Source organism: Sapientia aquatica (assembly GCF_004358105.1).
Lineage (GTDB): Bacteria > Pseudomonadota > Gammaproteobacteria > Burkholderiales > Burkholderiaceae_D > Solimicrobium > Solimicrobium aquaticum.
In genome coordinates, this window is sequence record NZ_SMYL01000010.1 from 73,111 (window position 1) to 91,552 (window position 18,442).

General features: G+C 51.0%; 12 protein-coding genes. 6 read left to right on the forward strand and 6 right to left on the reverse strand.

Annotated elements, in window-relative coordinates; all coding sequences use genetic code 11:
- Positions 1–175 precede the first annotated feature (175 nt).
- The 6 genes from E2I14_RS15770 (at position 176) to E2I14_RS15795 (ending at position 10,082) form a co-directional block, all read left to right on the forward strand.
- On the forward strand, positions 176–1,180 hold the full coding sequence (locus E2I14_RS15770; RefSeq protein WP_133330283.1) for an aldo/keto reductase: 1,005 nt from the start codon (positions 176–178) through the stop codon (positions 1,178–1,180).
- A 171-nt stretch (positions 1,181–1,351) separates the two neighbouring features.
- Positions 1,352–2,770 (forward strand): bifunctional enoyl-CoA hydratase/phosphate acetyltransferase, encoded by a 1,419-nt coding sequence (locus E2I14_RS15775; protein ID WP_133330285.1) that lies wholly within the window; start codon positions 1,352–1,354, stop codon positions 2,768–2,770.
- Complete coding sequence (locus E2I14_RS15780; RefSeq protein WP_133330287.1) at positions 2,770–4,002, forward strand: acetate/propionate family kinase; 1,233 nt, start codon at positions 2,770–2,772, stop codon at positions 4,000–4,002. The genes E2I14_RS15775 and E2I14_RS15780 overlap by 1 nt, the downstream gene beginning before the upstream one ends.
- 99 nt (positions 4,003–4,101) lie before the next feature.
- A complete protein-coding gene (locus E2I14_RS15785) occupies positions 4,102–5,913 on the forward strand; it encodes a PHA/PHB synthase family protein (RefSeq protein WP_133330379.1) in 1,812 nt (603 codons plus the stop codon).
- 714 nt (positions 5,914–6,627) lie between these two features.
- On the forward strand, positions 6,628–8,169 hold the full coding sequence (locus tag E2I14_RS15790; RefSeq protein ID WP_133330289.1) for a methyl-accepting chemotaxis protein: 1,542 nt from the start codon (positions 6,628–6,630) through the stop codon (positions 8,167–8,169).
- A gap of 245 nt (positions 8,170–8,414) precedes the next feature.
- Positions 8,415–10,082 carry a porin gene (locus E2I14_RS15795; RefSeq protein ID WP_133330291.1) on the forward strand — a complete coding sequence of 556 codons (1,668 nt, stop codon included), beginning with the start codon at positions 8,415–8,417 and terminating at the stop codon, positions 10,080–10,082.
- Positions 10,083–10,302: 220 nt separating this feature from the next.
- On the opposite strand, the gene E2I14_RS15800 is transcribed toward E2I14_RS15795, so the two are convergent.
- From E2I14_RS15800 to E2I14_RS15825, 6 genes are all read right to left on the reverse strand, one after another.
- Complete coding sequence (locus E2I14_RS15800; protein WP_133330293.1) at positions 10,303–11,457, reverse strand: serine hydrolase domain-containing protein; 1,155 nt, start codon at positions 11,455–11,457, stop codon at positions 10,303–10,305.
- A gap of 55 nt (positions 11,458–11,512) precedes the next feature.
- Positions 11,513–11,878 (reverse strand): cupin domain-containing protein, encoded by a 366-nt coding sequence (locus E2I14_RS15805; RefSeq protein WP_133330381.1) that lies wholly within the window; start codon positions 11,876–11,878, stop codon positions 11,513–11,515.
- A gap of 119 nt (positions 11,879–11,997) precedes the next feature.
- Positions 11,998–12,981, reverse strand: a complete 984-nt coding sequence (locus E2I14_RS15810; RefSeq protein ID WP_133330295.1) for a DUF5700 domain-containing putative Zn-dependent protease — start codon at positions 12,979–12,981, stop codon at positions 11,998–12,000.
- An 80-nt stretch (positions 12,982–13,061) separates the two neighbouring features.
- On the reverse strand, positions 13,062–13,784 hold the full coding sequence (locus tag E2I14_RS15815; RefSeq protein ID WP_133330297.1) for a DUF6090 family protein: 723 nt from the start codon (positions 13,782–13,784) through the stop codon (positions 13,062–13,064).
- 95 nt (positions 13,785–13,879) lie between these two features.
- Positions 13,880–15,103 carry an SGNH/GDSL hydrolase family protein gene (locus E2I14_RS15820; protein ID WP_133330299.1) on the reverse strand — a complete coding sequence of 408 codons (1,224 nt, stop codon included), beginning with the start codon at positions 15,101–15,103 and terminating at the stop codon, positions 13,880–13,882.
- Between the two features lie 368 nt (positions 15,104–15,471).
- Positions 15,472–18,441, reverse strand: coding sequence for a Tn3 family transposase (locus E2I14_RS15825; protein WP_133330301.1), 2,970 nt, complete (start codon positions 18,439–18,441; stop codon positions 15,472–15,474).
- Position 18,442 lies beyond the last annotated feature (1 nt).

Here is an 18,442-nt window from a genome sequence, read left to right on the forward strand (position 1 = left end):
GCGGTCTAACCTAATCTCTGTGCGTTAGCCAGCGCAGGCTTACGCTATTTACGAAATTACCTTCGCCTCATTTTTACCTTTAACGCGATACGGTTGTTAGCCATAGACGCGCCAGACAGCAATGTCTGTTTTGCCCTATGCTATGCGCTGTTTCTTCTCTAAAAGGTAAAACATCATGAGCACTACAAAACTAGCGACACGCCAATTAGGCCACGGCGGCCCGATTGTTTCTGAGATCGGTTTAGGCTGCATGGGCATGAGTGATTTTTATTCCAATCGAGATGATGTGGAATCTATGGCGACGATACACCGTGCATTGGAATTGGGCGTGACCATGTTGGATACCGCCGATATGTACGGCCCGCACACCAACGAAGAACTGGTTGGCAAAGCAATTAAGGGCAAGCGCGAGCAAGTATTTATTGCCACCAAATTCGGCATTGTGCGCGATCCATCCAGCCCGATCTCACGCGGTGTCAATGGCACTCCGGACTACATCCGTAAGTCCGTAGAAGGCAGCTTACAGCGCTTAGGGGTAGAGACTATCGATTTGTATTATCAGCATCGTATCGACCCTAATACGCCGATAGAAGAAAGCGTGGGCGCGTTGGCTGAATTGGTGAAGGCGGGCAAAATTCGCTATATCGGGTTGTCCGAAGCGTCTTCCGCGACGATAGAACGCGCGCACAAAGTGCATCCGATTACCGCGATTCAAAGCGAGTATTCGCTCTGGTCACGCGATCCTGAAATTGATGTGTTAGCGACCTGTCGCAAATTGGGCATTGGCTTCGTGGCATACAGCCCGTTGGGACGCGGATTTTTGACGGGTGAAATCAACACGCCAGAGGACTTTGCGGCGGACGATTATCGCCGTAATTCACCGCGTTTTCAGGGTGAAAATTTTGCCAAGAATCGTTTATTAGTCGATAAAGTTACGCAATTAGCGCAGCGTAAAGGCTGCACTCCGGGACAATTAGCGCTAGCGTGGGTATTGGCACAAGGTAATGACATTGTGCCTATTCCAGGCACCAAACGACGCAGCTATTTGGAGCAGAATGTGCAAGCTACGCAGGTCAAATTAAGCGCCGCCGATTTGGCTGAGATTGATGCAGTTTTTCCTTTGGGTGCTGCGACCGGATTGCGTTATCCCGAAGCCAGCATGCATACAGTTAATCGCTAAAATTAGTGCCGCTTGCAGCACAACCTGCCGCCTTGTCACACTGCTGACATAAAACGACGTGCATCATCTCGTGAGCTTGATGCACGTCAATGAAAAATCCAAGTAATTCATCCACAGTAGAGTTTTGGTAACACCACTCTTTGTCTACTTTTTTGCGCTGGAAGGTTGTCTATGGAACGAATTGAAAATGTCACGTTTGATGAAATCGGACTGGGTGCAACCGCAAGACTAACCCGCACGTTGACTCATCAAGATATCGAGTTATTTGCTATCGTCTCGGGTGACGTCAATCCGGCGCACGTCGATGAAGAATTCGCCAAAAGCGATATGTTCCATAAAGTGATCGCGCATGGCATGTGGGGCGGAGCCTTGATTTCCACTTTGTTAGGAACAGAGTTACCCGGACCTGGTACGATCTATTTAAATCAATCGCTCAAATTTTTAGCGCCCGTGGGTTTAGGCGATACCGTTACCGCGGTGGTGAAGGTGGTCGAGAAAAGCGAGACCAAGCATCACGTTATCTTAGAATGTTCCATAACCAACCAGCTCGGCGTCGCAGTCATTTCTGGGCGCGCTGAAGTGATCGCACCGACGGAAAAAATCTCCCGCGCGCGCGTCGTGTTGCCCGAAGCAGAATTGCACGTCAAAGGACGTCGCTACGCGCAGTTAATTGGCTTAACCCAAGGCATGCAACCGATCACTACCGCCGTGGTGCATCCGGTCGATACCGTATCGTTAATCGGTGCAGTCGAAGCGGCTAAACAAGGTTTGATTATTCCGATTCTGATCGGACCAGAAGCAAAAATTCGTTTGGCTGCCGAGCAAGCGCAGCTCGATTTAAGTCCTTATCAACTCATCCCCACTGAGCATAGCGAGCAGTCGGCCGTTGTGGCGGTTGCCTTGGCACGTTCCGGCAAAGTTGAAGCGCTGATGAAAGGTTCCTTACACACCGACGAGTTAATGCACGCTGTGGTTGATCCTGCGCTGGGATTACGCACCAGCCGCCGCATGAGCCATGTTTTTGCGATAGATGCGCCGCATTATCCTCGCCCTTTATTCATTACTGATGCCGCGCTCAACATCGCTCCCAATTTGGAAGACAAGCGCGACATCGTGCAAAACGCAATTGACCTCACTCACGCGCTAGGTATCGCAGAGCCGCGCGTGGCTCTGTTGGCGGCGGTCGAAACGGTCAACTCCACTATGATTTCTACCCTGCACGCTGCTGCCCTGTGCAAAATGGCGGAGCGTGGACAAATTACCGGTGGGATTCTTGACGGCCCGCTAGCTTTTGATAATGCGGTATCGGTTGAAGCTGCAAAAACCAAAGGCATCGTGTCGCCAGTCGCTGGCTTTGCCGACATTTTTTTAGTTCCCGATATTGAGGCTGGCAATATGCTGGCTAAGCAATTGGAATACTTAGCTGATGCCGAAATCGCTGGCATAGTGTTGGGCGCGCGGGTACCGATTATTTTGACTAGCAGAGCCGACAAAACCATGGCGCGTTTAGGTTCGTGCGCGATAGCCTTGCTCTTGGCGCGCAATTCCACACAGGCGAAAAAGGTCATCGCACCGACTAAGGAATTGTGATGAATGCTTTGTCTGAGTTGGTGAAAAAATCGGGCATTATTCTGGTCCTTAACGCCGGTTCTTCCAGTATTAAATTCACGCTGTTTACCGCCGAAGCAACTGCTTCCCAACCCGTATTGAATTTGATCTGTGACGGACAAATGGCGGGCATCGGACATGCAATTCATTTTCATGCAGTCGATGGCAAACACCAGACTTTAGTCGATCAACACTTGGCCGATGGCATTGATCACGACCAAGCCCTGGATTTGCTGCTGCAATGGATTAGCCAACATTTTTCGGAAAACACCATTGTTGTTGCCGGCCACCGCGTCGTGCATGGCGGCGATTTATATACCGCGCCAGTGGTCATTGACGATGCGGTAATTACTCAATTGCGACGTTTGATTCCGCTTGCACCTTTGCATCAACCGCACCACATCGCCGCTATGGTGGCGTTACGCAAACTGTATCCAAACTTGGTGCAAATCGCTTGTTTTGATACCGCCTTCCACCACACCAACAGCAAGTTGGTTACAAACTACGCCATCCCGCGTGAACTCACCAGTGAAGGCGTGCGACGTTACGGCTTTCATGGTTTGTCCTATGAATATATCGCCAGCGTATTGCCAACAGTAATGGATGGAAAAATCGCTAACGGAAAAGTGATCGTCGCGCATTTGGGCGCAGGAGCCAGCATGTGCGCCATTGAGCAGGGCAAAAGCGTCGCTTCAACCATGGGCTTTACCGCGTTGGATGGCTTACCGATGAGTCGCCGCTGCGGCAACATCGACCCGGGTGTAGTGCTGTATTTGATGCAAGCAAAGAATATGACTGCCGATCAAATTTCGCATCTGTTGTATAACGATTGCGGCATGTTGGGCGTATCGGGCGTGAGCGACGACATGAAGACCTTATTAGCCAGCGCCGATCCGCACGCAAAGGAAGCGATTGATTTATTTGTCTATCGCATCGCCCGCGAATTAGGTTCTTTGGTAGCTGCCTTAGGTGGCGTTGATGCGCTGATATTTACCGCCGGAATAGGCGAGCACGCTGCGCCGATTCGTCAAAAGGTCGCCGCGCTGTCGGCTTGGCTTGGTATCGAAATCGACGCAGAAACTAACCTAGCCGCCGATGGGAATGAGCCAGCATGTTTGTCCAGCATGGAAGCCACGGTGGCAACTTGGGTGATTCCTACCAATGAAGATTTAATGATCGCGCAGCATACCTTGCGCTTATTTTTATCCTTATAGACAGCCGAGATTACGATGACCAACGAGCTAGCATTAACTACGCAGTCAACCCCGCCAACCCCGCCAAGCCAATCATTTGATTGGAGCCAAGCGGCGTCGATGTGGGTGCAACCATGGCAGCAATGGCTGAATTCAGCGCAACAAGGCCAGCAATTATTTGCGCCGAAATTAAACAAAGAAGTGACGGTAGAAGTTGAACCGCCCAGCAATTTTGATCGCCTATTGCATGCCAATTTAGCGCGCCTTACCGCGGGAATTTCGCCTGCCAGTCTAGCCTTGGCCTACGCCGATTGGGCAACCCATTTAGCCTTCTCGCCTGCCAAATTAAGTCGCCTAGCAGAAAAGGCCGTACGTAAATCGGCGCGCTTTGCCAACTATATTCCTTACGCCGCTTCCAACGATAACGAGATCAGTTGTATCGAACCGCTGCCACAAGATAATCGCTTTCGCGAAGACGCGTGGAAAAAATGGCCGTTTAATTTGTATTCGCAAGCTTTCCTGTTGCAGCAACAATGGTGGCATAACGCCACTACTGGCGTGGGCGGTGTTTCGCCGCACAGCGAGAACGTGGTCGAGTTCGTTGCGCGTCAATTGCTCGACACGATGTCGCCAGTGAATTTCGCCGCGACTAATCCCGTAGTAATGGATGCCACGATTAAACAGCACGGCTTAAATCTGCTGCGCGGCATGCAAAACTGGCGCGAGGATTTGGAACGCAACAATAGCGGCAAACCACCTTTAGGGGTGGAGAATTTTCAACCCGGCAAACAAGTTGCGGTGAGCAAGGGCCAAGTCGTCTTTCGTAATCGTCTAATCGAATTGATCCAATACGCGCCGACCACCAAAAAAGTTAACGCCGAACCCATCCTGATCGTGCCGGCTTGGATTATGAAGTTTTATATCCTTGATCTGTCGCCAGAGAATTCCTTAGTTCGCTATCTAGTCGATCAAGGTCATACGGTCTTCATGATTTCGTGGCACAACCCGAACGAACAAGACCGCGATTTAGGAATGGATGATTATCTTAACTTAGGAATTCTTGAGGCCATCAACGCCATTCAAAACATCGTCCCCAACAAACAAATACACACTGCTGGTTATTGTCTAGGCGGGACCTTACTCTCTATTGCCGCTGCGTATTTAGCTTCAGAAAATAACCCTGCAATCAAATCCGTCACGCTGTTAGCCGCGCAGACTGACTTCACCGAAGCCGGTGAATTAATGCTCTTCATCGACAACAGCCAACTCAGCTATCTGGATGACATGATGTGGGACAAAGGCTATTTGGATACCAAACAAATGGCTGGTGCCTTCCAATTATTGCGCTCTAACGACTTAATCTGGTCGCCCATCGTGCAGCAATATTTATTGGGCGAGCGCAGCGTGATGAACGACCTCATGGCGTGGAACGCCGATGCCACCCGCATGCCCTATCGTATGCATAGCGAATATTTGCACCGTCTATTTTTAAACAACGATTTGTTTGAAGGCCGTTATCAAATTGCAGGCAAAAAAATTACCTTGGGCGACATTCACGTTCCATTCTTCGTCGTTGCGACCGAAAAGGATCATGTAGCGCCGTGGCATTCGGTATATAAAATAAAATTAGCGACCTCGGCTGAAGTAACCTTTGTCCTAACCAGCGGCGGGCACAATGCCGGCATCGTTAGCGAACCCGGTCATCCTAAACGCCACTTCCGCGTCGATACGCCAAACAGCGCCGGCAATTACATCGACCCTGAGCAATGGGTTGCCATCACGCCGCAACAAGACGGTTCATGGTGGCCGGTGTTTTCGAATTGGCTAACGGCGCAAGCCAGCGTACAAGTGAAGCCGCCTTTGATGGGCGCAGAAGGAAAAGGATATCCGCCGCTCGGTGATGCGCCGGGAGAGTATGTGTTTGAGAGTTGACATATTGGATTGTGTCGATGCTGTGATTCAGTAATTGACACTATCTAGATGTACGTTTAACTAGCTACCTTTTTTAAACGTTGTCGCACTTGCTTGCCGCCTTGTGCAAACACGGCATTGGTGTAAGTGTGTGATTAAAAATTATCCTATCCGAGTTACCTAAATGGACTTAAAGGTTTCCACCTTTAAGTCCATTTTTTATATCTGCCGGTGCGCCTTCCTTCCACCTAACTATGTTGGCAGTGTCAATTTCTTTCCAGCCAAATCGGGGAACGTTACGCTCAGAATTCTGCGATCCGTTTGCAAAATCTCCCGCGCCATTCATTCACCATTCTCCCGCCAACAACCCACTTCACAATAAATTAAACAACCGCGTTTAATCATTTCATCGCTGCGAGTTCAAGCAGTTTTCAGTTAGCTTGCTATGAGTTTGCACAACGTCGATTAATTGAATCATTCCCAAAAATTGCATGCTAAAAATCCTTGAATATAGAGAAAGATTATCTAGATTAAAACCTAAGCGTTCCCGAAAAAGATTGGTATTGCCAATGGGATTTAGGCGCGTCGTTGTGTGGTGCAGTTTAAAAATGTTGAGCGTAACGAGATAGAACAATACGAGTGCATTAATAGTGATTTTTAATTTTTAGTGTGTCGCTCCGCTATGTGAACGAGTATTTTTTCGCAGCTCAACTTCTTGTAATTGGCAGCATCGTTATGAATAAATTCCGCATCGCTACCAGGCTCACTTTAGGATTTGGGGTTTTATTGTTGCTCGCTATTGTGGCGATTGCTTACGCATTGATTAATGCAAGAAATAACGCCCAAGCGATGCAAGAATTGATGGATCGGCCTTTGGCGAAAGAGCGTTTAGTCGTTGACTGGAATGCCTTGCTCAAAGTCTCCATTGCGCGCACCTCATTGATCGCCCGCAGCACGGATTCAACTCTGGCGACCAGCTTTGCCGAGGTCATTGCAGCGGGTGTAAAAAAAGCCAATGAGACGACGAAAAAGATCGAATCGTTATTGAGCAGCGACGAAGAAAAGAAATTATTTGGCGAGATTCAACAAGCACGTGCGACCTATATTGCTGTTAGAGATGAGGTATTTAAGTTACGTAAATCCGGTAAAGATGAACTTGCCGTCATCGAATTTGAAAAAAAATTTTTACCTGCCGCTCAACATTTTGAAGCGAAAGTCGCCGAATTGCTGGCGATGCAAAGAAAAACAATTGACGACACATGTTTGGCAATACGGCGCTCTGGTGAACGCCATTCACAGTTAGCCATCGCTTTGAGCGTTTTGCTGTTAGTGCTAGGCATTCTCATTTCTTACCGCATCGCGATTAGTATCACCGCGCCGTTAAAAACGGCGGTATTGGTAGCAGAAAAAGTCGCTGGAGGCGATCTAACCACCACGATAAACCACCACGCGCAGGATGAGATCGGCGGCTTAATGCGCTCTTTGGGAACGATGAACGACGCCCTGCGCGACATCGTTAGCAAGGTAAAAACGGGCACCGATGCGATCAGTCTAGCGGCGGATGAAATTTCGTCCGGTAACACTAATTTATTGAACCGTACCGAACAACAAGCAAGGTCGATTGTGGAAACGGTGATCGCGTTAGAGCAACTGACGTCAACAGTTAAACTCAATGCGGATAACACACACCATGCTGATTCGATTGCTGGCGAAGCTGCTGAGGTGGCAATTAAAGGCGGTGCGGTCGTTGCTAAGGTAGTGGAAACAATGCATTCCATTAATGCGTCATCCAAAAAAGTCGTGGACATCATTGACGTTATTAATGACATCGCTTTTCAAACCAATATCTTGGCCTTGAACGCCGCCGTGGAAGCCGCGCGCGCAGGCGATCAAGGGCGCGGCTTTGCCGTGGTTGCGACCGAAGTGAGAAATCTTGCCCAACGTGCAGCCAGCGCATCCACTGAGATACGCGAATTAATTAACGACTCGGCCAATAAAGTGAAAGCTGGTACCCATCTAGCCGACGAGGCTGGCGGCGCCATGGACCATATCGCGATGTCGATCAATAACGTCAAACAAGTTATCGGTGAAATCAACCTTGCCAGCAAGGGGCAACGGACTGGTATTGAGCAAGTCAATCACGCCATCATCGAGATGGACAATAACCTTCAGCAGGACTCTGACGTAGTCGAGCATGCAGCCGCCGCCGCGCAGCGCATGTTAGCGCAATCTGGCCAGTTAGCCAGCATGGTCAATATTTTCAATACCGGTGACTAAGCCAACATCAACGGGTTATTGGCCCTTGTTAGCTCTGAATTGAGAACCACCCCAACGTCGATAAATTCGCTCAACACTTTTCAATAAGCCAGACGGCAATACAGGTTTATTTAACTCGACGTCTAAGACGTCCAACCAGAGGAGGGGACTGAACTAGCAGCAGTTATTTCGCTGCAAATACGCTTTATCGATAGTCCGATGCAACGCATGGGCTATCAGCAATTTTATTTAGGGAGTAACACATCATGTGTACATCGACGTTTATGTCGCTATCAAACAAGCGACCCAATTACATCCTCAGGGCAGCGATCGCTGGCCTTTTTATAGTCAATTCCAATCTTGTTCAAGCCGATGATTTAGCGGACTTGAAAGCGCAAGTTGAACGCCAAAATCAAAAAATTCAGGAACTGCAAAAGCTGCTTGAGAATTTAAAGCCAACTACATCTAACTCTGCTCCGAGCGCAAGTGCAGCTTCCGGCGTAGCGTCGGTTGGCCCGACGCCGGTGGCAGCGGTGCCCGAATCTTTGCGCCTTGATCAGGATGGCACCGCGATCATTAACCAATATCCTGACGGCTTAACGCTTTTTGATAACAACAAAACTCGGCTAAAAATTTATGGATTAGTCGAGCCAACGTTGAGTCATGTGACGCAACAAAAAGTCGCCAGTATTCCCTATGGTAAAACGGGAAGTCTAGTGAGCATCTCCGCAGACGGACAGCCCGCCAGCGCGCGTGCCACGACCTTTGGCTTTCAAACGTCGTGGTTCAGCGGTAATCGACTGGGCTTTAGTTTTGAGCATGATCTTGGCAGTGTCGGCGCGGTGAGCAGCTTAAAAGCCATCGCCCAATTGGAGAGCGAATTCGAGTTGCCAACCGGTTCGCTAGATACGTCCAACACCTTGTTTAAACGCGACGCGTGGGCTGGCTTCTACAGTCCGGATTTAGGCAGAATCACTTTTGGACGCCAAAATACGTTAACCCGCGATGTCACCCAAACCTGGGGCGATCCATACGGCACTGCCGAAGTCGTGCTGCGCGAAGGTGGTTACACCAACGTGAATAATTTCAAACAACTTGTTTATTATTCCGGCGGCGGACCTTCCGCGGCGCTTGATAGTGCGGTGGTGTGGAAGAAAAAATTTGGCGACCACTGGTTGATCGGATTAGCGCATTCGTTTGGATTTCAGGGATCAGGCGGCAGCGGCGGTTTGGGGCCGAGCGGTTTATATGGCGCTATTGCGCCCGGCTATGCGTCAGCTGGCCAAGGTGGACCGGTTCCTGGTGATTCTAGCAATGGCGCAACCAACGAAGCATCGCTGGCCTATAACGGATTAAGCCTCGGCGGCGATACCAAGTTGAACGCCAACTATTCCTATAACAGCGCCACTATCGATGACCTCAAACAAACCGCAAACCTAATCGGCGGCAATATCGTTTTTGGCCCACTTTTGCGACTCAATGCAGGCTATATTACCTACACCGCTGAGCAAGGCCCGCATAACAGCGCGGGTAATCGTACCGATAAAGCGTCCACGATTTCGAGCAGTGTCAACGTAGGGCAAACTTCGTTCTCCTTGGGTTTTAACGAAATGAATATCAACAACGCGGGCTTTGGTTCGGGTGGTAAAGGCAGCACCATCATGAACCCGTTTGTGGCCATAGCGCCCAACCAAAGCATGTTGAATGCGGTTCGCAGCAACTTAGCGTCGGGCCATAAAAAAGCCGTTTACGGCGCAATCGTTTATCACTGGGATAATCAAACCGATCTCTACATCGCCAGCGATTACGCCAAAGTAGACGGTGGCATTTCGATGGGCGATGCTGCGCACAACGGCACAAACCTTTCTGGCAACCCTGCACTGGGAGTGGCGCGCGAGGTAGAAATTGCTACAGGGGTGCGTTTTAAGTTTTAACAGCAGGTCAACTTAATTCCGCTTCTTTCCAACCACCTGACAATTTCTATCAGGTGGTTTTTTATGTCGCGTTGCTCGGCCCAGCTCTGAGCTACCTGCTTACTGTGCCAGCAGCGTTTTTTTAAATTCGCTTTGGGATTATTTTGGACGCACTGCCAAGTCGGCCATGATCACTTCTTCGAAAATGAATCCAAATGAGGCACTTTTTCGCGAATGCGTATCATCGGCGATTATCAGAACAAAACGCGATCGACAGCAGTTCAAACGAAAGTCCCTTGCCTTGCCATACTTCGCCGAAATCAATCGTATCGTCGTTGCTAAATATAACGAGGACACGGCCTTGATCTGGGGCAATCACGTTGCGCACTTGGATGCCAGCAACGTCACCACGACGCTCGATCAGTTTTACGGGCTCTTTGCAGCCAGCAAGTCGGGCGGGGAACGACCAGACACCGAGCGCTTCATAGCCCAGCGTTGGTTCGCCTTTCCACATCGTCGCCAGACTTTCACTATTGACCAATTTACCGTTGAGCAAACCAAGATCGAATTTAGCCAAGTCACTCGCGCTGCCAGCCAATGCGCCCGACGCACCAAAGGTGGTGACGTTAATTGCTGGATATCGTTTACCGTCAGTCGTATAGCCAATCGCGCGATTGTCTATCCTGTCGCTCGAACTAGCTAGTGATTGCAATTCCAAGGGAGTCGCGATGCGTTCTGAGACCAACTTATCGAATGTTTTACCGGTTAATTTTTCTAGGATTGCACCGAGCACTAGATAATCGCAGTTGTTGTACTCAAATTTTTCATCCGGCTTTGATTTCGGTGCACCGCTACAAAATCCAATAGCCTGTGTAAAGTTGCTGTGGTTGAGTTTTGTTTGAGTATAGAACTCAGGAACGCCGTCGAGGTTTTCTTTTGTTTCGCTCGGATTAGGCAGTCCTGATACGTGCTGAAGTAGTTGTTTGACGGTGATTTGTTTAGCATAAGCGCCAGTAAATTCAGGCAAATAAGCGCTTATTGTTCCTTCAAGCGATAACTTGCCTTCTTCGACCAACTGCAAAATCAGCACGGCGGTAATTTGCTTGGTTACGGATGCCCATAGCCAGTTCGCCCCGCGCTGGTTGATACGTCCCGTTTCTTTGTCTGCCAAGCCGAAAGCTTGGTCGGCGCTGATGCCGCTTCGGTCAGCGAGAACGATCTCCCCAGACTGTAGGCCACCCGATTTGGCGGTTTCAATCATGCGCAAGAGCGTGTTGTCAGTAGACGGTGTTTGCGCTAAAGCACCGTTCGGCGGCAAGCTCACCAGCGCAGCAATAGATAAGGACCCAACGATGTTACCGATTGCAGCGCGCTCGTAGAATTGGAAACGCATCATGATTGTTGACTTTCTTCGGTGTTAGATTTGGCCGGATGGCTTGATGAAATCAGCATCAAATTTTGACGCCGTTGGGAGTCGTAAAATGTTCGACCACGACATTGCCAGTATTTACTACATCGGCCGGTTCAAAGATGAGAACCTCAGCCTCGTTATCCGCCGCGGTTCTATGCTCTACACCACGTGGAACGACCACGAATTCACCCGGCCCCATTTCGACAATATGATCACGGAATTCGACTCGAAATCGTACTTTCCAAACGAAGAACATTTCTTCGCAGTTTTCGTGAATGTGCCAAGGGAACTCACCCTGAACTTTGACTAATTTCACTTCTTGACCATTTAAGGCGGCAATAACTTTCGGTCTCCAATGCTCCGAAAAACTGCTGAACTTTTGGTCGAGATTTCCAGTGTGTTCCATTGGCTCGTTTGCCTTCATGGTTGATATCGCCCGTTGGTTGATTCGTGTCGCGGCATAAGAAGATTCAGCATCGCATCATGTTGAATCCAAAGGCGAGGTGGACTTCAATATAGTTCTCATTAAGAGCCAGCAGCCAATTGTTTAAGCACGTCTAACACGGCAGTTCTTAATTCTGACCCGCGAAGCTCTGCGAGCTGTTGCACCGTGTATTTTTGCCCAATTTGCTGTGCGATTTTGTATCCCACATAGTAGCCACAGCGCGGCGGCAAATCGGCTCGACCATTGCTGCCGTAGAAGAACGCGGCGTATTCGTTTTTGTCTTTGGAGTCGGCGTTGTCCACTAATTCTTGCGCGATTTTTTTCAGAATTGGCTTGGTGGCAGCGGACATCGTTGGTGACATTAATACCTGCGCTTCGGTGCTGCCCGCATTCATTTGTTGGCTGATATAGGTGGCGAGACCTTCTTCCCACAATTGCGCCCAGATCGGCGCGTCGTCATCGGTCAGATCTGGCGCGATTTGATCGTGGTACTGATGAAATAACTCATGGTCAAAAAATACTTTCAGACTTTCACCTTCGGGGTGATAGCGTGCGATTCCGTCGATGCCGAATAACAAGGCGGTTTTATTATTGATGGTGCGTGTTCCGCCGTCGAAACCAAACAGCGACACCATGAAATAGATGTTGGTATGGGGAGCGTATTTGGGAAAAGTGAGCGTGAAGTCTTTGGCGTAGGTGTCGAAATCGCGAGCAATATCGTTAGAGATGATTTTCATCCGTGGGATATAGGACTGCACATTCGTCAAATACTTCATCACCGAATCGTTCTCTGCCTTGTCGTCCTGTTTGCCGCTGAGCGTATTGTTGCCGATGACTCCCGCGCCGTAGAGCTCTGGATAGGCATTGACCACCAGTTTAAAAAATAACTGTGCTCGTTCTTGATCGCTTTTGCCTTGGGCCGCATCCCAAAACTGCCAAAATGCTGGTGTGGTGTTGATAACCTTGATTTCGTTACTTGGCTGAGTGACTTCGTCAGCGCAATAGCTCAGCGTTGAATTAAACAGGGCGAAGGCGATTGAGCAAAAGATAAGGACTGATTTCATGGGATTTTCGATTGCAGTTTTTGGTTAACAAATAGGAGTAATTAACAGCAGCGGTCAAATCATGAGTTCACCTTCCACATTCATTTGGCCGCTTCTGGATACATCTGGTCAATCTGTTGGATGATCTCTTTCCCCATGCCGGCAAAGTCGCTATAGACGCCATAGAGTTCGTTATTCGTGGGCATGGATTTTAGGAGGTATTTTCCTTTGGCTGAGGTGATTAGCTTGTATTGCTCGGCGCGATCTTCTCCTTTTTCTTCGATGCTCTCGATATAGCTAATCATTTTATTGCGGCGCGATAGCCAATATTGTTCTTGCGGAATCGGCCAACTGGTGTGGTAGTACGAAAGAATTTTTTCAACCAAGTCGTCGTTATCGATATTGATCAACTTCCCGCTTGATTTAAAGCCTTCATAACGACTAACTTCTGGTCTGAACATCGTACTAGAGAGTATTTTGACGTAGGCAGCATCGAATTTTTCCGCATCAATTGGATCGGCAGGATTGAGACTGCGTAAGTAGATAAAGCTGGCGTCCATCTCTTTGTGAAATTTGACCACGTTATTGATGGTATTGAGGTCGCCCTGCAGATCGCGTTTGAGACCAAGTAGAAAAGTCTTGACCTGCTCTTGTTCGTGATGGCGCTCGCCGATGCCGTGCATCCAAATGCTAATGCTGACGGCAAAAATAATGATAGAGACTTCAAACAGCAATTCACGCAGCTTGTGCCAAAAAGGGTGCTGTTGATCGGTCACGATTTTAAGCGCTTGTTTAGCATGATTGGCGACTTCGAGTTCGGCCATGTTAAGTATCCCTTTCTACTAATGATGTTTTATTTTTGGAGACGTGACTGTATGGGTTACCTTTTTGTCTTAAATCCGTATGTCAAAAAATTCCATTAGTCACGATGATCAAAAAAATGCAGATCGATCGCGCTCGCCATCGCTTTGTAACCCGCATCGCTAGGATGAAGATGATCACCGCTGTCGTAGGCGGGCAGGAAGCGATCGGGGAATTCTGGGTCGCGCGTCAATTGGTCGAAATCCACGATTCCATCAAAAGCGCCAGAATTGCGTATCCAATTATTGACGGCGCGGCGTGCAATTTCGCCCGACGCTGAATGGTAGGGCCAGTCAACGCCGCCAAATGGGGTTAGCGTGGCTCCCAGCACTTTGATGCCTTTTGCATGAGCGCGAGTAATTAGTTGCTTCATGCCGTCAATGATTTGCTGGGCCGAGACATGATCTTTGGGATTAGGCGATTCGTTGGTTTCGCCGATATCGTTGATGCCCTCAAGCAGAACCACCCATTTGACGCCCGGTTTTGTTAGCACATCGCGATCAAAGCGCTTGAGCGCGCTTGGCCCTGCACCATCGTTGAGAATGCGATTGCCGCTAATACCGGAGTTGGCCACCGCAATGGACGAATAGGCGGGATCAGACTGCAAACGCTGCACCAAGAAATCCGGCCAGCGGGCGTTGACGTTTGGTGTAGAACCGTAACCATCGGTAATTGAGTCGCCAAACGCTACCAAAAGCTGCTTGCTCGAAGTTGATTCGACCTCTACGTCGGTGAGGAAAAAACGCGCGCTAGCAACTTCACCTTCGGGAAGAGTGGCACTTGCGGTCTGGTCGCCTGCGAGTGTGATGTAGGCTGTTTGTACGCCGAGTGCATGCACTGTTGATGGTCCAGTACGAGTCGGAAGATACATACTCACCGCAAGATCCTCCAACGCGGTTACCGCAAGTTCGATTGGGTCACTAAGCACGTTAGCACCCGGTGCGATGCGAATCGTGGATTTACCGCCAAAGCTCACTGCGCGATCGGTGTCTGGCTTGATGGCCGAGCCGCTTAAACGCTTGGCGACATGCACAGGGCCAATGGTGACCGGTGCAGTGCCGAACAAGTTAGATAGCCGAATGCGAACCTTGGATCCGCTCGCGCTAAGTCGAACGATCTGACGCACGGTCTGATGATCAAGTGGCGGACCGCCCGAATCAGGAGCCGCCGCCCACGCATCAATCCAGTGTTCTTGGGCTAAAGTGCCTGCGGGCGCGTGTGGGGCGACCGACAAAATCAACATCAATAAAAGGGTGCGTAGCAGATTTTTTGAAGTAGTCATGGCGCAGAATTAATGTTGATTGAAGGGAATAAAACGAGACTAGCACAGCAATAAGCCCGACAACAGTGCCTGGTTGCAAAAAGGTGGCACTGCTCAAGCCGGATAAATATCTTTAGTCGGTAGAAACAAAACACTAAGCAAATCACTAAGCAAATCACTAAGCAATTACGGATGCGACGCTGTTTTGCGGCGCATAGGCGATAAAGGCGGTTAGTGCGTTTCCACGACTCCTACAAGGTCAGCAGATTTTCTGTTTCGGATTTCAGCCGCTGTAAATAGTGAACCGACTCGGCGGTGCGCTGCTTAGCCATTAATTTGCCAGAGCGAGACATCAAGGGGTCGTCTCAGAAAACGGAAAATAAAGCACGTTAAGCTGGTTGCAGCGGTCGCAACGCCCTGAACTTCCCTACACCGACCTTGGTGCTGCTGCGCCAAAGGTAATCGCCGGTCAGATTGATGTGTTCCCAGCCCAACGGCGATAGGTACTGCAACAGCGTGTCATCGACGGTCTGGCTGTGGCTACGCAAAGCACTGGTGGCACGCTCCAAATAGACCGTATTCCACAACACGATGGCCGCCGTCACCAGATTGAGGCCGCTGGCTCGATAGCGTTGTTGCTCAAAGCTGCGGTCGCGGATTTCACCCAATCGGTAGAAAAAGACAGCCCTGGCCAACGCGTTGCGCGCTTCGCCCTTATTCAGTCCAGCATTGACGCGGCGACGCAGCTCCACGCTTTGCAGCCAATCCAGTATGAACAGCGTGCGCTCAATGCGCCCCAACTCGCGCAGTGCAACGGCCAGTCCGTTCTGACGCGGATAGCTACCGAGCTTGCGCAACATCAGCGAGGCCGTCACCGTACCCTGCTTGATCGAGGTGGCGAGCCGCAATATTTCATCCCAATGGGCGCGTATTTGCTTGATGTTCAGCCTGTCGCTGCTAATCATCGGCTTGAGCGCGTCATAGACGGCATCGCCCTTGGGGATGAACAACTTGGTGTCGCCCAGGTCTCGGATACGTGGCGCGAAGCGAAATCCCAGCAAATGCATCAAGCCAAACACGTGATCGGTGAAGCCCGCTGTATCGGTGTAGTGCTCCTCGATCCGCAAGTCGGACTCGTGGTACAGCAGACCATCGAGCACGTAGGTCGAATCGCGCACGCCTACGTTGACCACCTTGGCGCTGAATGGCGCGTACTGGTCGGAGATATGAGTGTAGAAAGTCCGTCCCGGACTGCTGCCATATTTCGGGTTGATGTGTCCCGTGCTCTCGGCCTTGCTGCCGGTTCTGAAGTTCTGGCCATCGGATGAGGACGTGGTGCCATCACCCCAGTTCGCGGCGAAGGGTTGCCGGAACTGCGCATTGATCAGCTCGGCCAAGGCCGTTGAGTACGTTTCATCCCGGATGTGCCACGCTTGCAGCCACGACAGCTTCGCGTAGGTCGTGCCAGGGCAGGACTCGGCCATCTTGGTGAGCCCAAGATTGATGCCATCGGCCAGGATCGTCGTCAGCAGCAACGTCTTGTCCTTGGCGGTGTCACCGGTTTTCAGATGTGTGAAGTGCCGGGTGAAACCCGTCCACTCATCAACTTCCATCAAGAGTTCGGTGATTTTGACGTGCGGCAGCAGCATCGCCGACTGGTCGATCAGGGCTTGCGCGGTCTCCGGCACCGCCGCATCTAGCGGCGTGATCTTCAGGCCGGACTCGGTAATGATGGCATCCGGCAGATCATTGGCCGCCGCCATTCGGTTAACGGTGGCGAGTTGCTGTCCCAGCAATGCTAGCCGGTCGAGCAAATACTGATCGCAATCCGTGGCCACGGCAAGCGGCAATGCGCTGGCCAGCTTCAAAGAGGTAAATTTCTCGACCGGCACCAGGTACTTGTCGAAGTCCTTGAACTGACGTGATCCCTGCACCCAGACATCACCCGCGCGCAGCGCGTTCTTCAGCTCCGATAGCGCGCACAGCTCGTAGTAGCGCCGGTCAATGCCTTCGTCCGTGAGCACCAGTTTGGTCCAGCGTGGCTTGATGAATGCGGTCGGCGCGTTGGCGGGCACCTTGCGGGCGTTGTCGGTGTTCATGTCGCGCAGTACCTCGATGGCATCGAGCACGCCCTTGGCGGCTGGAGCCGCCCGTAGCTTGAGTACATCCAGGAACTGCGGCGCGTACCGGCGCAACGTGGCATAGCTTTCACCGATGCGATGCAGAAAGTCGAAGCCCTCCGGTTGCGCGAGCTTTTGCGCCTCGGTGACGCTGGCGGCGAAGGTATCCCACGGCATTACTGCCTCAATGGCGGCGAACGGATCGCCGCCGCTCTGTTTGGCTTCCAGCAAAGCTTGGCCGATGCGGCCATACATCCGCACCTTGTCATTGATCGCCTTACCGGAAGCCTGAAACTGCTGCTGATGCTTGTTCTTAGCGGCGTTGAACAGCTTGCCAATGATGCTGTCGTGCAAGTCGATGATTTCGTCGGTGACGGTAGCCATGCCTTCAATGGCCAACGCTATCAGAGTGGCATAGCGTCGTTGCACCTCAAACTTGGCCAGGTCAGCGGGCGTCATCTGGCCACCCTCACGGGCGATCTTGAGCAGGCGGTTCTGGTGAACTTGTCGCTCGATGCCTGCGGGCAGGTCAAGCGCCTGCCAGGCTTTGAGGCGCTCGATGTGTTCGAGCATGTGCCGAGAATTCGGCTTGACGGGCGACTGGCGCAGCCATGCCAGCCACGTCACTTTGCTGCCGTCCTTGCGCTTGAGAAGTTCGTCCAGGCGCTGACGGTGCGGCGATAACAAAGAATCGGTCAACGCCTCGTAAATACGCCGGTTGGCACGGGTGATGGCCTCGGCGCTCGCGCGCTCGATGGCATTCATGGCGGGCAGGATGATGGTCTGCCGCCGCAGGTTTTCGACAAGGGTGCTGGCCAGCACAATGCCTTTGTCGGTCTGCAAGGCCAGCTCTGTCAATGTATGCACGACTTGCCGATAGTGGCTCATGGTGAAGGGCTTGAACCCAAACACCGCTTGCAGTTCGACTAGGTGCTCGCGCCGTGTCTGCTCACGCTGACCGTACTCATCCCAACTTTCCACCGGAACCTTGAGCTGTGCAGCCACCATGCGCAGCAAAGGCGGAAACGGCAGTTCATCGACACCCAGAATGACGCCAGGGAATCGCAGGTAGCAAAGCTGGATGGCAAAGCCCAAGCGGTTCGCTGGCCCGCGATGCTGGCGAATGATAGACAGGTCGGTTTCGTTGAACGTGTACTGCCGGATCAGTTCGTCTTTGGCATCTGGCAATGCCAGGAGGCTGTCGCGCTCGGTGGCGGACAGGATTGAACGGCGCGGCATG